The sequence below is a fragment of the Microbacterium sp. Soil_C_42 genome (genome assembly GCF_057656735.1).
Window position 1 is genome coordinate 18,675 of record NZ_JBDGJU010000008.1, and the last position, 13,909, is coordinate 32,583.

A 13,909-nucleotide genomic window follows, 5' to 3' on the forward strand; every position below is an offset into this window, starting at 1 on the left:
GTGTCCTCGCAGAAGGTGCCGGGCGCTTCGACGGACTCGGCGACCGGGTGGGGTCAGGGCGCTGACGTGAAGCGCGTGGTGAGGGTGCCGATGCCCTCGATCTCGCTCACGAGCACGTCGTCCGGGCCGATGAACCGCGGCGGCGTGCGGCGGTTGCCGATGCCCGACGGCGTGCCCGAGAAGATGATGTCGCCCGGCAGCAGCGGGCAGACCGCCGACAGCCGCACCAGCAGCTCGGGCACGTCGTAGAGCATCATCGACGTCCGCGAGGTCTGCATGCCCTCGCCCGACAGGCTGCACGAGATCGCGAGGTCGTCGCGGTCGACGAGCTCGTCGGGCGTCACGAGCCACGGACCGGTCGGCCCGAAGCCGGGGAAGGACTTGCCGAGGCTGAACTGCGGGGCCGAGCCCTGCAGCTGCGTGACGCGCTCCGACAGGTCCTGGCCGATCGTGAGCCCGGCGACATGTTCCCACGCGCGCTCGCGGTCGACACGGTGGGCCTCCCGGCCGATCACCACGACGAGCTCGACCTCCCAGTCGACGTGGCCCTCGGGCAGCTCCACCACGGACTCCGGGCCGACGATCGACGACGGGAACTTCGTGAACGTCACCGGCATCTCATCCGGCGGGTACCCCGCCTCGGCGGCGTGCTCGGCGTAGTTCAACCCGATCGCGAACACCTGCCGCGGGCGAGGCACCGGCGCGCCGAGTCGGGTCGCCTCGAAGGCGATGGATGCTGCGGCCGCAGCATCCGGAACCGCCGACGCCCACTCCGCGAACGCCTGCCAGTCGTCGAACAGCGCCTGGGGGTCCGAACCGAAGCGACCGTCCGATGCCTGCTCGACGTCGACCGCGCGGTCGCCGATGACGACGACCGCGCGACCGGCGAGGTTCGCGAGCCTCACCAGTCGACCCGCTGCGGCGCGGGCTCGCCGTAGCGGTCCTCCCAGCTGATGACCGTGTTGCGCAGCGTCCCGATGCCGGTGATCTCGGCCTCGATCCGGTCACCGGGCTTCAGGTAGAAGTCGAACGGGTTGTCCTGGATGGCCGCGACGCCCGAGATCGTGCCGGTCGTGATGATGTCGCCGGCGCTGTAGATCTGCGGCGAGTGGTAGGCCACCAGGTGCGGGAACTTGATGCGGGTCTGGTTCGTGTTGCCCTGCTGGCGCACCTCGCCGTTCACACGCAGCTGCATCGGCAGCTCGTGCATGTCGGGCACCTCGTCGCGCGTGACGATCCACGGGCCGATGGGGCAGAACGTGTCGATCGCCTTCGAGAACGAGAAGACGCCCGACTCCATCTCCTTGCGCTGGATGTCGCGCGCCGAGATGTCGTTGAACACGGTGAAGCCCGCGATGTAGTCGTCGGCCTCGTCGGGTCCGAAGAACTTGCCCGACTTGCCGATGATGATGGCGAGCTCGAGCTCGTAGTCCATCTCCTTCGTGAGGTGGTCCGGGTAGACGATGTCGTCGTCGGGGCCGATGATCGCGTCGACGTTCTGGAAGAACACGATGCCCTTGTGGACGGGGTGCGACCAGTTGACGGCCTCGAGCTCGTTGTGATGGTCGGCGAAGTTGCCCGCGGTGTGGAAGAACTTCTTGGGGCGGATGGGCGCCTCGAGCTTCACGTCGGCGTACGCGAGGCGCTCGCCGGTCTCGGTGACCTGGCCGCCCCGCTCGAAGTACTCGCGGGTCGAGGGGACGTCGAGCTCGATCACGACGCCTTCCTCGAGTTCCAGCCGGCCGACGCGTCCGCCGTCGAAGGTGATGAGCTTCATGGGTTCTGTCTCCTAGATATCGGGCGGGCGCTCAGGCGCCGACCATGTTGAATCCGCCGTCGGCGAGCATGTAGCCGCCGGTCAGGTGGGCCGCCTCGTCGGTCGCGAGCCACAGGCAGGCACCGGTGACGAACTCGGGCGGCGGGATGACGCCCATCGGCGTCTGCGACAGCAGCACCTCGCGGCGGCCGTTCTTCCAGTCCTCGCGGTTCAGCAGCCGCTCGGTCTCCATGAACCCGGGCGCGAAGGTGTTGACACGCACGGCGGGGGCGAACGCCTTGGCGTAGGACTTCGTGATGCCGAGGATCGCGTACTTCGCCGCGGCGTACTGCGGCGCCCGCGCCGAGCCGCGCACGATCACGGTCGAGCCGACCTGCACGATGTTGCCGTGCCCCTGCGCCAGCATCCGCTCGCCGAACTCGTGCGTCATGAGGAGCGTGCCCTTGACGTCGATGTCGATGACGGCGTCGAGGGCCTCCTGCGTGAGCTCGTCCCAGTTCATCTGCTCGCTCGAGACGTCGCCGACGTTGTTGACGAGCACGTCGAGCGTGCCGAACGCGGCCCACACCTCGTCGGCCATGCGCTTGATCTGGTCCCACGAGCCGATGTCGGCCTGCACCAGGATGCCGTCGCTGCCCGCCTCGCGGATGCGCTGGAGGGTCGCCTCGGCGCCCGCCTTCGAGGAGCGGTAGTGGACGGCGACCTTCGCGCCCTCCTGTGCGGCGCGCACGGCGATCTCGGCGCCGAAGCCGGTGCCGGCACCGGTGACGAGCACGGTCTTGCCGGCGAAGCGCGGGAAGATCTGCGGGGTGGGGTCGGTCATCGGGTTCTCCAATCGTCGAGCGCGCTCAGACGAGCGTGCGTCCGCCGTCGATGTACATGACATGGCCGGTGACGAACCCGGCATGCCGTGAGGACAGGAAGAGTGCGGGGCCGGTGAGCTCGTCGGGCGTGCCGAGACGGCCGGCAGGGACGAGGCTCTCGAGGTCCTTGCGCTTGCCGGGTTTGGCGAGCTCGCCGGCGGTGAGCGGCGTCTCGATGTAGCCCGGCGCCAGGGCGTTCACCGTGACGCCCGACGCGGCCCACTCGCGCGCCATGACCCGCAGGAGCTGGTTGATCCCGCCCTTCGAGGCCGCGTAGGGCCCGTGGGAGTGGTGGGCCAGCAGTCCGGAGACGCTCGACAGCGCGAGCACGCGGCCGTGGCCCTGCGCGACCATGTGCCGGCCGGCTGCCTGCGCCAGCCCGAAGAGGGACGACAGGTTGACCCGCAGGATGTGGTCCCACTCGTCCTCGGTGAACTCGAGGATCGGACGCCGGTCATTGATGCCGACGGCATGGAGCAGCACGTCGAGGCCGCCCAGCTCTTCGACGGCGTCGGCCACGACCCGCTCCCCCGCGCCGTGCTCGGTGAGGTCGGCCTGGAGGAGCGCGTACCGCGCCCCCGTGGCATCGAGGTCGGCGCCGATCGCGTCCAGCGCGCGCTGATCGCGGTCGACGACGGCGACGGTTGCCCCCGCCTCGGCGTACGCGAGCGCGCACGCTCCGCCGATCCCGCCGGCTCCGGCGACGAGCACGCGCGCGCCCTCGAGTCCGAGCCATGCGGCCTTCGCGGCCTGGAGGGTGTCTGCCATGACGTCTCTCGCAATCGAGTTCATTGGGTGAAAGCGACTTTCGTTGATTGAATGTAGGCTGATCCCAGCGATTCGTCAAATGGAGGAGACAGATGCCGCCCCGCGTTCCCCCGCTCCGCCCCGAGGACCTCTCCCCCGCTCAGGCCGACCTGTACGGCGCGATCGCCGGCGGGCCGCGCGCGCAGGGCCCGCAGCACTTCGCCCTGACCAGTCCGGATGGTTCGCTGCGCGGCCCCTTCAACGCCCTTCTGCTCGCACCCGACCTGGGCGGCCCGCTGCAGCACGTCGGGTCCGCCATCCGTTACCGGGGTGCGCTCACCGATCGCGCGCGCGAGCTCGCGATCCTGCTGGTCGCGACCCACTGGAACAGCGCCTTCGAGCGCGAAGCCCACGAGGCGGTGGGCGCCGCTGCGGGCCTCGGCGACGCCGAGCTGGCCGCGTTGCGGGCGGGCGACATCACGCCCTTCGAGGGCGACGAAGGTCTCGTCGCCGCCGTCACCCTCCAGCTGGTCGGCGGCGATCTCGACGACGAACTGTGGGACACGGCATCCGTCGCCCTCGGTGCAGCCGTCGTGTTCGAGCTCACGACGCTCGTCGGCTACTACGCCACCCTCGCCCTGCAGCTGCGCGTGTTCCGCGTCGACGGCTGAGATTGCACCCCTCCGGACCGAGAGATACGGTTTCACACGATGAAAGCCGAAGACACCCCGAGCGAGTCCGCCGAGAAGTCGCCGAGCCGCTATCGCATCGAGGCGCTCGCGAAAGGACTCGACGTCCTGCGGCTCTTCGACGAGTCCGTCACGTCGCTCAAGCTCCGCGACATCAGCGAGCGCACGCGCATCCCGATGCCGACCGCCTTCCGCGTGGTCGCGACCCTCGAAGAGGGCGGTTACCTCGAGCGCCTGGCGGACGGCGCCATCCGTCCGGGTGTCGCGGTGCTGCTGCTGGGCTCGGCTGCGCTGCGCGGGTCGAGCCTCGTCCAGCTCAGCGAGCAGCCGCTGCGCCACCTCGCCGAAGAGTCGGGCGAGACCGTCAACCTCGGCGTGCTCGTCGGCGATCAGGTGCTGTACCTCGCACGCCTGCGCAACTCGGACCTCGTCACCGCGAACATCCAGGTCGGGTCGACGCTGCCTGCCGCCTACACCTCGATGGGCAAGCTCCTGCTGGCCTATCTGAGCGACGACGAACTCGCCACGACCCTTGCGACGCATGATTTCGGGACGGATGCCGGCCCCAACGCCGCGACATCGCTCGACGAACTGCGCGAGCGCCTGGCCGTCATCCGCGAGCGGGGCTATTCGCTGCAGGACCAAGAGGTCGCCGCCGGCCTGCGCTCGGTGTCGGTGCCGGTCTTCGGGCGGGATGCCGCGAAGCCCGCCGCCGCGATCAACATCGCGGTGTCGACGCAGCGTCATGATCTCGCCTCGCTGCGCGGACCGATCCTCGATCGCCTGCGGGCGACGGCGGACGACATCTCGCGGCTCCTGCGCGCCACCTGACTCGTCCCGGACGACGCCGGCTCAGCGCGCCGCGACGGCATTCCCGATGAGCACAAGTGTGTGCTCCGCGGCCGGGTGGCCGATCTCGTTGAGGTAGCCGTGCATCGCACCCCGCTCGCGCACGACGCGGACATCGACACTTGCCGCCGCCAGTTCTGCCGCGAATGCCTCGCCAGAGGGGCGCAGGCTGTCGAGCTCGGCGTCGACCATCAGCACCTCAGGTAGGCCCGCGACGTCATGGCCGCCCGGGAATGCGTAGCCGTCGGGGTCGCTGCCGTCGGGCAGGTAGTTGCGGTTGATCGCGGCGCGGGTCTCGGGTGTGAACAGCCGCGCCGGTGGAACGTCCCGCAGGAGCCTGGCCGTCTCGTCGTTCGGAGGCAGTATGCCGTCGTGCAGCGACGGGTACACGAGCGCGAGGATGCGGGGGGCCGTCGTGCCGCGATCACGCAGTCGCATCGCGGCACCGGCCGACAGGTTGGCACCGGCGCTTGCACCGCCCAGCGACACCCGCTCGGGGTCGGCGCCGTACGTGCGGGCGTTCGCAACGGCCCAGTCGAAGGCGGCGACGGTCTGCAGTCCGGCGACCGGGAACCGGGCGCGAGGGCGGGCGGAGTCGGCCTCCGCCCGCAGCTGCTCCGGCGTGGGCAGGCCGGCGTCCGGGTCGGGCGGGGCGAGACCTTCCAGGGCGTCGAGCGGCGCAAGCGTGTAGTCGACCGAGACGACGGTGATTCCGCCGTCGCTGAGACGGCGGCCGACCTGGTCGGCCTCCGGCATCTCGAGGTCGCCGAACATGAACGCACCGCCGTGCAGCCAGACCAGCACGGAGCCGTTCGGCTGGGTCGCGGGATACACGCGGACACGGAAGTCGAAGCCGGCGGCGGCAAGCGCGACGTCGTGGATCTCGATCGTCGGGCGACCTGCGTCGATGGGCTCAGCAGGTGATGCGAGGTGGAAGCCTTCGTCGCGGGTGGGGTCTGTCACTTCAGTCTCCTTGTGAACGTGTGACGCGCGAGCAGAAGCCGATCGCGGCGTCGAACACCGCGGACGGGTCGTCGAGCCCCTGCCAGAAGTGCTTTCCGCCCGCGACGGTGTGGAACTCGACATCCGCTCCGACGCCTCGGAGTGTCTCGGCGAGCGCCTCGCTCTGCGAGAACGGCACGTGCTCGTCGGCGGTGCCGTGCGCGATGTGGAACGGCGGAGCGCCGGCGTGCACCTGGTGCACGGGACTCGCCCGACGCGCGATCTCGGGATGCTCTGCGGCGGGTCCGCCGATCCAGCGGGCCTCACGGGTCTTCTCGGGCGGATCGCCCATGTCGTGTTCAGCCATCGTGAACAGGTCGGCGGGGCCGAACCAGTCGACGACGCCGCGCACGTCGCTGCGGCGGAGCCCGGTGAGCGCAGCGAGGGTCGCACCCGCCGAGACTCCCCACAGCACCGGGCACGAGGCATCCACTCCGTACTCGGCCGCGTGGTCCTGCAACCACGTGATCGCGGCATCCACGTCGTCCAGCTGTGCGGGGAAGCGCGCCTCGCCGCTCAGCCGATACTCGGCCGACGCGATCGCGAAGCCTGCGGCGACGATGCGGTCGAACGAATCGGCGACGCTGATGCCGGGGGTGAAGACCTTGCGGCTGCCGCGCAGCCACCCCCCGCCGTGCAGGAACACGACGAGGGGCGCGCCTGCGGTCTCGGGAGTGCGCAGGTCGAGCGACAGCGGCCGGAACCCCTCGGGCTGGGCGACGTCGACCTCGAAGAGCGAGGACACGGGTGCGTCAGTCGCGGAACTGGAACTCGGGCATGAAGATCGTGGCGTACTTCTCGCCCGCGGCGCGCATGATCGAGAAGTCCGGCACGTAGACGCCCTGCGGCTCGTCGAGGTCGGTCTTCTGGCCGATCGCGTGGAAGAACCGCTCGAAGCCCGCCGTGCCGGCGCCGAACACCGTCGTGGTGTTCTCGATCTTGAACGCGTGGACGATGTTCGCCGGCACGAACGCGAAGTCGCCCGTGGTGAGCGTGGTCTTGCTGTGGTAGTCCGCCTGGTCGTCCATCCACACCGAGATCTCACCGTCGACGACGTAGAAGAACTCGTGGGTCTTGAGGTGCGTGTGGGCCGGGATGCGGTCCCCCTGACGCGCCTTCATCGTCCATGCGCCGTACTGGTCGTCCGTCTCGTCTCCCGAGACCAGGATCTCGAAGAGCTGGTCGAAGACGAGCGACTTCTCACCCTGCCCGTTGCCGATCACGTAGGGCTTCGGGGCCGCGGGCAGGATTCCGGCGAACGCGACCTTGTCGGGGTCGTCAGCGGCGAAAGTGGTCATGCTTACCTCCATGTAAGACAGTGGTGCCGTTAGGCAGACGGGAACATCGGGCCATTCCGATCGACCGTTCCAGATGCCTCAAGTCTCACGAGGTTCCGCACCCTGAGGAAGTTCGACATCCCTACCCGGCGTTAGCCTGAGGCTAAGATCCGAGCATGGACGTGCCTATCCACGTGATCCGGTATTTCTGCGTGCTCGCCGAGGAGCTGCACTTCGGTCGCGCCGCCGAGCGCCTCAGCATCACCCCTCCGTCGCTGAGCCAGCAGATCAGCCGCCTCGAGCAGCAGCTCGGCGTCAAGCTGTTCGATCGAAGTCCTCGCAAAGTCGAGCTCACCGGCTACGGGCGCGACCTGCTGCCTCTCGCCCGCCGCGTGCAGGACGACCACGATCAGCTCCTCGCCTGGGCGCAGTCGGTGCGCCGCGATCAGCACACGCCGCTCCTGCGCGTCGGCGTCGTCGCCGCAGGCGCGGGCGCGCTGACGACCGCCGCGATCGCCGCGACGATGCAGGCGATCCCGACGGCGCGGATCGAGATGCGGCGGCTCGGCTTCTTCGACGTGGCCTCGGAACTCGAAGCCGGGCAGGTCGATGTCGTGTTCGCGCCGTCGCCGATGGTGCTGCCGCCTCGGATCCGCGTGGAGCCGCTGTGGCGCGAGCCGCGGGTGCTCGTCGTCCCCGCCGGGCACGCCCTCGCCGGGCGAGAGTCGGTCACGATCCTCGAAACCAACGACGAGGTGTTCGTGGCGGTCGCCCGCGGGGTTCCCGAGGTCGTGAACTGGTGGATCGTCGACCCCCGCCCGGACGGGACGCGACCCCGACGCGGCCCGACGGCCGACAGCGTCGACGGGCTCTTCGAACTGGTCGCTGCCGGGGCGGGGGTGAACATCGCGGGGCAGTCGGCGTCACGCCAGTACCGCCGCGACGAGCTCGCGTTCGTGCCGATCTCCGACATCGAGCCGGCCACGATCGTGCTGTGCAGCCTCAGCGATTCGCCGAACCCGATGGTCAGAACGTTCCGCGAGACGGCGCAGGAGCTCTCGCCGCTCGTCGACGCGACGCTGCACTGAGCCGCCGAGTCAGCCGGCCGTCGCTTTCGCGTCGGCCCGCAGCCTCTGCCACACCTCACGGCGACGGGCCTGCTCGTCGGGATCGGGCACCGGCGAGGCCGCCATGAGCACGCGCGTGTAGTCGCTCTGCGGGTTGCGGATGACGTCGGCCGTGGCTCCCTGCTCCATGACCCTGCCGCGATAGAGCACGACGACCCGCTGGGCGAGGAACTCGACGACCGCCATGTCGTGGGCGATGAAGAGGTAGCCGAGATCGGCGCCGGTGCGCAGCTCGGCGAGAAGGTTCAGCACCTGCGCCTGCGTCGACAGGTCGAGCGCGCTCACCGCCTCGTCGCACACGACAAGACGGGGATCGGTGACGAGAGCTCTCGCGATCGCGATCCGCTGCCGCTGCCCGCCGGAGAACTGGCGAGGGTAGCGGTCGTACGAGCCGGCGGGAAGCCCCACCGACGCGAGGACCTCATGCGCGCGGCGCTCCCGCTCCTCGCGGGCGACACCGGCGACGCGGAGCGGCTCCGTGAGGGCGTCGCCGATCACCCGGCGCGGGTTGAGCGACGAGAACGGGTCCTGGAACACCGCGCGCAGGTCGCCCTGCAACGCACGACGCTCGGCGACGCTGGCGCGCGTGATGTCGCGCCCTTCGAAGAGGATCTGCCCGTCGCTCACCGGCTGCAGGCCGAGGATCGCCCGGCCGATCGTCGTCTTTCCCGAACCGGACTCGCCGACGAGCCCGAGCGTCTCACCGCGGCCGATCGCGAACGAGACGTCGTCGACCGCGGCCGGTCCCTTCTTGCCGTAGCGCACGACGAGGTTGCGCACCTCGAGCAGCGGCGCATCCGCGGCTCGTACACCTGGGGAGACCGTGTCTGGGGCGCTCATCGTCCTGCTCCTGTCGTCACGGGCAGACGCCATTCGTCTCGGCGACCCTGCACCTCGTCTCGCCGGACGCAGCGGACTCCGCCTTCGCCCTGGGCGCGCGGGTCGAGCGGCACCGTCACGAGGCACTCGTCGCGCGCGAAGCGGCAGCGCTCGGCGAAGCGGCACCCGGTCGTCCACGAACCCGGCAGCGGCACCTGCCCGGGGATCGACGCAAGGCGCGCGGTCCCTTCGAGATCGAGGATCGCGTGCGGATCGGCCGCGAGCAGCGCCATGGTGTACGGGTGCTCGGGCCGCAGCAGAACGTCGCGCACGGTGCCGGTCTCGACGATCTCGCCCGCGTACATGACCGACACGTCGTCGCAGATGTCGGCGACGACACCGAGGTCGTGGGTCACGATGATGATCGACATCCCGCGTTGCGCGATGAGCCCGCGCAGCAGCGCCAGGATCTCGGCCTGAATCGTGACGTCGAGCGCCGTCGTGGGCTCGTCGGCGACGAGCAGACTCGGCGTGCCGCTCAGGGCGAGCGCGATCGCGACGCGCTGCGCCATGCCGCCCGAGATCTGATGCGGGTAGCTCTTCAGCACGCGCGCCGGATCGACGATGCCGACGTCGGCGAGCAGCTGGGAGGCGATGCGCTTGGCCTCGGCCCGTCCGACGCCGCGCAGGCGCCGGATCGCGGCGGCGAGCTGCGCGCCGACGGTGAACATGGGATCGAGCGCTCGCGCAGGCTCCTGCGAGATGAAGGCGATCTCGTGGCCGCGCACCTTCTGAAGGGTCTTCTCGGCGGCTCCCGCGAGGTCGGCACCCCGCCAGCCGATGCGACCCGAGCGCACCGAGAGTCCCGGCGCGAGCAGACCCAGCAGCGCGTAGGACGTCACGCTCTTGCCGCACCCCGATTCGCCGACGAGCCCCATGACGGTGCCCGGGCGGACCCGCATCGAGACGCCGGTCACGAGGGTGGGGCCGCCGTCGACACCGATCACGAGGTCCTCGACGACGAGCCCGTGATCGTCGTTCGCGAGCTGCTCGCGGCTCGTCGAGGCGCCCGGCGACGCCGGCCCGGAGGTGGGTCTCGACACCGCGTCGGCGGGCAGTCCGCCGAGGGCGATGACGTCGACCTGCGCTTGCGCGTCGCGCAGCGGGTCGGCGTTCGACCCGGGGTACGAGGCATCCGCGATCATGTCGAGGGATTCGGGGGCGGCATCGTCCGTCAGCCCCACGACGGGGAGATCGTCGGCGACGGCGGACGCGGCGACCTCGGTCGCGGGCGCGCGTCGCAGGCGGCGACGGAGGGCGACGAGCGGGGGCGGAACTGCCGTACCTCCCGCGAGCACGTCCGCGAGGGAGTTGGCGGCGATGAGCGTGAGCGCGAGGATGCCGCCGGTCGGCACCATCATCCAGGGCTGCTGGAAGATGAAGCGCGACGCGGTCTGGATCATGCCGCCCCAGGTGGGCTCGGGCGGCTGGGGCCCGAGTCCGATGAACGCGAGGGCCGCCTGCATCCCGATGCCGACGCCGAAGAGCAGGACGAACTGCACGATGACGGTGGTCGACATGTTCGGCAGCACGTGGCGGATGCTCGCCCGCATCGGCCGCACGCCGTCGATCGCGGCCGCCTCGACGTAGAGCTGCGTGTGCAGCGACTTCGCCTGGCCGAAGAAGATCTTGTACATCGCCCCGAAGAGCAGCAGCCCGAACGCCGCCATGACGAGCGGCATGTTGGTGCCGACCGCCGCGATGAAGGCGAGGATGATGACGGTTCCGGGCAGCGACAGGACGATCTCGCTGACCTGGTTCATCGCCCCTTCACCGCGCCGGCTCCGAGCCGCCCAGAGCGTGATGGGGATCGTGACCAGCACCGCGACGATCGGCACCACGAGTCCGATGAAGATCGTCGGGGCGGCGGCGGTCACCAGACGCGAGAGGATGTCGCGGCCCAGCTCGTCCGTGCCGAGGAGGTGTGCGAGCGAGGGGCCCTGGAGCACGACGGAGAGGTCCTGCTCGAGCGGGCCGTACCGCAGCCACAGCGGCGAGGTGAGCGACGCGAGAACGAGCCCGACGAGCCAGATGATCGAGATGACGGCGGCCGGCGAGCGCAGCACGCGCAGGCGCAGCTTCCGCTCCGAGCGGCGGGGGCGGACGATCGAGGTCGTCGAGACGGTCATGAGGCACGCAGCTTCGGGTCGAGGGTCCGGTTGAGGAGTTCCAGCGCGACGTTCACGATCACGACCACGAGGGTCGCGACGAGCACGAGCGCCTGCACGAACGGGAGGTCGGCGGAGCCGACGGCGCTCTGCATGGCCTGACCGATGCCGGGCAGGGCGAAGAGCACCTCGATGACCACCGAGCCGCTGAACAGGACGATGAACATGACGGCCACGCTCGCGAGGATCGGGAGGCTTGCTCCGCGCAGCGCGTGGACGTAGATGATGCGGTTCGTCGGGGTTCCGACGGCGCGGAGGGTGCGGATGTGCTCCTGCGCGAGCGACTCCGACATCGAGGCCCGCGTCTGCCGGGCGATGCCGGCGGCCGACGTGATCGCGATCGTGAGGACGGGCAGCACGAGGGAGCGCGCCCACGCGGCCGGGTCGTTCGCGAACGGCACGAAACCGGTCGCGGGAAGCAGCCGCAGCTGGACGGCGAAGACGTAGACGAGCAGGACTCCGACCCAGAAGGCCGGGACGGAGAGCAGGATGCCGGAGGCCGCCGTGATGGCCTTGTCGACCGCTCCGCGGCGCACCGCCGCGATGACGCCCACGACGATGCCGATGAGGGCGGCCACAAGGGTTCCGAAGACGGCGAGCGCCGCGGTCACAGGGAGCCGCTTGGCGATGTCGGGGCCGATGGGACGCCCGTCGATGAGGGACGTGCCGAGGTTGCCCTGCAGCACCTGCGCGACCCAGGCGAGGTACTGCTGGATCCAGGGGTCGTACCAGCCGATCGACTCGTTGTACGCCGCCACCTGCTCGGGCGTGGCCGACTGCCCGAGGGCGACGCCGCCGGGCGTCGAGCCCGAGAGGTGGACGAGCATGAACGCGATCCACGATGCGATCAGCAGTGTCGCGATGCCCCAGGCGACGCGCTTCAGGATGAAGATGAGCATCAGAACTCTCCCTGACGGGCGGTGCCGACGACGCGGGTCGCCGGCACCGCCGTCGGATCAGGATGCGGGCTGGATGGAGGCCAGGATCGGGAAGGCCTCGGCGCCCGGGAACGTCGGCTCGGCGACCTTCTTCGCGTTGTACGCCCACGGCGCCAGCTGCTCGAACAGCGGGATGAGCCACCCCGAGTCGACGATCGCGCGGTTGAGGTCCTTGAGCGCCGCGGTCTGAGCCGCTTCGTCGCCCGTCGCCGCACCGTATGCGCCGGCGGCGGCCTTGATCTCGGGGTTGTCCGCGCCGTGGAAGTTCGCGAAGCCGAACAGCACCCCGAAGACGTTGCCGAGCGGGTTGGTCCACGTCAGCGGGAGTGGCCCGCCGAGCGGCTCGGTCTGCACGACGGCGAAGATCTCCTCGGTCGACGCGGCGTTCTTCAGCGTCATGTTGACGCCGATCGCCTCCCAGTAGGGCTGCAGAGCCTCGAGATCGCGCTGGCTGGCGGAAGAGATCGTGAAGGTGAAGTCGAAGCCGTCAGGGTAGCCCGCCTCGGCGAGGAGGTCCTTGGCGGCGTCCGGGTCGTAGGCGTACTCCTCGTCGAGCTCGGGCAGGTAGCCCGGGTTGTCGGCGGGCAGCGCGTTGGCCGTCGGCAGTTCGCCCGGGTGGATCGCCTCGACGAACGCCTCGCGGTCGATCGCCATCGAGAGCGCCTGGTACACGCGCGGGTCTGCCCACTGCTCTCCGAGGGCACCCGTCTTGTCGAAGGCGACGATGTTCTGCACGGTGCCGCCGTTGGCGACGAGCCCGACACCCGCGGACTCGACCTGAGCCTGCGTGTCGGCCGTGATGTAGGCCAGGTCGACCTCGCCCGAGATCACCGCGTTGACGCGAGCCTGAGGGTCGAGGACGGGGCGGAACTCGTAGGAGTCGAAGGGGTAGTCCGCGGCCGCGTCGCTGCCTTCCTTCTTGACGAGCAGGTAGGAGTTGCCCTTCACCGTGGCTTCCTCGTCGACCGTGAGGGGTCCTGAGCCGTCCGGCGTCGTGTCGAGCGTGGAGCGGTCGGCGGCGCCCGTCGGCCCGACGATCGCCCCGGCGGGCAGCACGAGGTTCGCCTCGAAGCCCGGCTGCGCCCCCGCGAAGGTGAGCGTCACGGTGTCGTCGTCGACGACGGTCACGTCCGAGATCTCGTTCTGCCCGCCGGTCGCGAAGCCGTTGTAGGCCGAGAGGTCCGGGTTGCCGCGCGCGTCGAGGTTCTCCTTCACGAGTTCGGCGCTCAGCGCCGTGCCGTCGTCGAAGGTCGCACTGGTGTCGAGGTCGAGCGTGAGCTGCGTGTTGTCTTCGTTGTACTCGAACGACGTGACGAGATCGGGGACCACCTGGCCGTCCTCGTCGAGCAGGAACAGCGAGTCGTAGATCCCCTCGAAGAAGAAGCGCTGGCCGCTGCCGTAGCGGACCGGGTCGTACCCGAGCGCGGCCTGGTCAGAGTCGAGGCCGATGACGAGCTTCGACGTGTCGGCCGCACTGCCGGTCTGGCTGGGATCGCCTGCGCCGCTGCAGCCCGCCAGTGCGAGGGCTGATACGGCGACGGCCGCAATGACGGCGGCGCCGCGTGCTGTGATGAGTCGGGACATCCTGATCTC

Annotated in this window: 14 protein-coding genes; 3 read left to right on the forward strand and 11 right to left on the reverse strand. The window is 70.1% G+C overall.

Annotated elements, in window-relative coordinates:
* Positions 1–53: 53 nt before the first annotated feature.
* From AC3A46_RS07150 to AC3A46_RS07165, 4 genes are read right to left on the reverse strand one after another with little or no spacing between them, the layout of a single operon-like run.
* A complete protein-coding gene (locus AC3A46_RS07150) occupies positions 54–905 on the reverse strand; it encodes a fumarylacetoacetate hydrolase family protein (RefSeq protein ID WP_487664511.1) in 852 nt (283 codons plus the stop codon).
* Entirely contained in the window at positions 902–1,777 is an 876-nt protein-coding gene (locus AC3A46_RS07155) for a fumarylacetoacetate hydrolase family protein (protein ID WP_487664512.1), read from the reverse strand. Before AC3A46_RS07155 ends, AC3A46_RS07150 begins: the two co-directional genes overlap by 4 nt.
* Before the next feature lie 31 nt (positions 1,778–1,808).
* Positions 1,809–2,600: an SDR family NAD(P)-dependent oxidoreductase gene (locus AC3A46_RS07160; RefSeq protein ID WP_487664513.1), complete on the reverse strand. Its 792-nt coding sequence runs from the start codon at positions 2,598–2,600 to the stop codon at positions 1,809–1,811.
* A 25-nt stretch (positions 2,601–2,625) separates the two neighbouring features.
* Positions 2,626–3,408 carry an SDR family NAD(P)-dependent oxidoreductase gene (locus AC3A46_RS07165; RefSeq protein ID WP_487664514.1) on the reverse strand — a complete coding sequence of 261 codons (783 nt, stop codon included), beginning with the start codon at positions 3,406–3,408 and terminating at the stop codon, positions 2,626–2,628.
* A 92-nt stretch (positions 3,409–3,500) separates the two neighbouring features.
* Between AC3A46_RS07165 and AC3A46_RS07170 the strand changes: the two genes are divergently transcribed.
* Together AC3A46_RS07170 and AC3A46_RS07175 are read left to right on the forward strand one after the other, a co-directional pair.
* Positions 3,501–4,058: a carboxymuconolactone decarboxylase family protein gene (locus AC3A46_RS07170; RefSeq protein ID WP_487664515.1), complete on the forward strand. Its 558-nt coding sequence runs from the start codon at positions 3,501–3,503 to the stop codon at positions 4,056–4,058.
* A gap of 39 nt (positions 4,059–4,097) precedes the next feature.
* Positions 4,098–4,907 carry an IclR family transcriptional regulator gene (locus tag AC3A46_RS07175; protein ID WP_487664516.1) on the forward strand — a complete coding sequence of 270 codons (810 nt, stop codon included), beginning with the start codon at positions 4,098–4,100 and terminating at the stop codon, positions 4,905–4,907.
* A 21-nt stretch (positions 4,908–4,928) separates the two neighbouring features.
* On the opposite strand, the gene AC3A46_RS07180 is transcribed toward AC3A46_RS07175, so the two are convergent.
* Genes AC3A46_RS07180 through AC3A46_RS07190 form a run of 3 tightly spaced genes read right to left on the reverse strand, consistent with a single transcriptional unit; the run spans position 4,929 to position 7,225 of the window.
* Positions 4,929–5,888, reverse strand: a complete 960-nt coding sequence (locus AC3A46_RS07180) for an alpha/beta hydrolase fold domain-containing protein (RefSeq protein ID WP_487664517.1) — start codon at positions 5,886–5,888, stop codon at positions 4,929–4,931.
* 1 nt (position 5,889) lies between these two features.
* Entirely contained in the window at positions 5,890–6,672 is a 783-nt protein-coding gene (locus tag AC3A46_RS07185; RefSeq protein ID WP_487664518.1) for an alpha/beta hydrolase fold domain-containing protein, read from the reverse strand.
* A gap of 7 nt (positions 6,673–6,679) precedes the next feature.
* Positions 6,680–7,225 (reverse strand): quercetin 2,3-dioxygenase, encoded by a 546-nt coding sequence (locus AC3A46_RS07190; protein ID WP_310243648.1) that lies wholly within the window; start codon positions 7,223–7,225, stop codon positions 6,680–6,682.
* Positions 7,226–7,380: 155 nt separating this feature from the next.
* Between AC3A46_RS07190 and AC3A46_RS07195 the strand changes: the two genes are divergently transcribed.
* Complete coding sequence (locus AC3A46_RS07195) at positions 7,381–8,292, forward strand: LysR family transcriptional regulator (protein ID WP_487664519.1); 912 nt, start codon at positions 7,381–7,383, stop codon at positions 8,290–8,292.
* 9 nt (positions 8,293–8,301) lie between these two features.
* On the opposite strand, the gene AC3A46_RS07200 is transcribed toward AC3A46_RS07195, so the two are convergent.
* From AC3A46_RS07200 to AC3A46_RS07215, 4 genes are read right to left on the reverse strand one after another with little or no spacing between them, the layout of a single operon-like run.
* Entirely contained in the window at positions 8,302–9,171 is an 870-nt protein-coding gene (locus AC3A46_RS07200; protein ID WP_487664520.1) for an ATP-binding cassette domain-containing protein, read from the reverse strand.
* A complete protein-coding gene (locus AC3A46_RS07205; protein WP_487664521.1) occupies positions 9,168–11,339 on the reverse strand; it encodes a dipeptide/oligopeptide/nickel ABC transporter permease/ATP-binding protein in 2,172 nt (723 codons plus the stop codon). Before AC3A46_RS07205 ends, AC3A46_RS07200 begins: the two co-directional genes overlap by 4 nt.
* Entirely contained in the window at positions 11,336–12,277 is a 942-nt protein-coding gene (locus AC3A46_RS07210; RefSeq protein WP_311294124.1) for an ABC transporter permease, read from the reverse strand. Before AC3A46_RS07210 ends, AC3A46_RS07205 begins: the two co-directional genes overlap by 4 nt.
* A 57-nt stretch (positions 12,278–12,334) precedes the next feature.
* A complete protein-coding gene (locus AC3A46_RS07215) occupies positions 12,335–13,900 on the reverse strand; it encodes an ABC transporter substrate-binding protein (protein WP_487664522.1) in 1,566 nt (521 codons plus the stop codon).
* Positions 13,901–13,909: the final 9 nt, after the last annotated feature.

Bases quoted from the DNA above. Each gene is read 5' to 3' on its own strand.
- AC3A46_RS07190 (WP_310243648.1), bottom strand. From the start codon at position 7,225: ATGACCACTTTCGCCGCTGACGACCCCGACAAGGTCGCGTTCGCCGGA.
- AC3A46_RS07165 (WP_487664514.1), bottom strand. From the start codon at position 3,408: ATGGCAGACACCCTCCAGGCCGCGAAGGCCGCATGGCTCGGACTCGAG.
- AC3A46_RS07210 (WP_311294124.1), bottom strand. From the start codon at position 12,277: ATGCTCATCTTCATCCTGAAGCGCGTCGCCTGGGGCATCGCGACACTG.
- AC3A46_RS07200 (WP_487664520.1), bottom strand. From the start codon at position 9,171: ATGAGCGCCCCAGACACGGTCTCCCCAGGTGTACGAGCCGCGGATGCG.
- AC3A46_RS07160 (WP_487664513.1), bottom strand. From the start codon at position 2,600: ATGACCGACCCCACCCCGCAGATCTTCCCGCGCTTCGCCGGCAAGACC.
- AC3A46_RS07215 (WP_487664522.1), bottom strand. From the start codon at position 13,900: ATGTCCCGACTCATCACAGCACGCGGCGCCGCCGTCATTGCGGCCGTC.
- AC3A46_RS07155 (WP_487664512.1), bottom strand. From the start codon at position 1,777: ATGAAGCTCATCACCTTCGACGGCGGACGCGTCGGCCGGCTGGAACTC.
- AC3A46_RS07195 (WP_487664519.1), top strand. From the start codon at position 7,381: ATGGACGTGCCTATCCACGTGATCCGGTATTTCTGCGTGCTCGCCGAG.
- AC3A46_RS07175 (WP_487664516.1), top strand. From the start codon at position 4,098: ATGAAAGCCGAAGACACCCCGAGCGAGTCCGCCGAGAAGTCGCCGAGC.
- AC3A46_RS07170 (WP_487664515.1), top strand. From the start codon at position 3,501: ATGCCGCCCCGCGTTCCCCCGCTCCGCCCCGAGGACCTCTCCCCCGCT.
- AC3A46_RS07205 (WP_487664521.1), bottom strand. From the start codon at position 11,339: ATGACCGTCTCGACGACCTCGATCGTCCGCCCCCGCCGCTCGGAGCGG.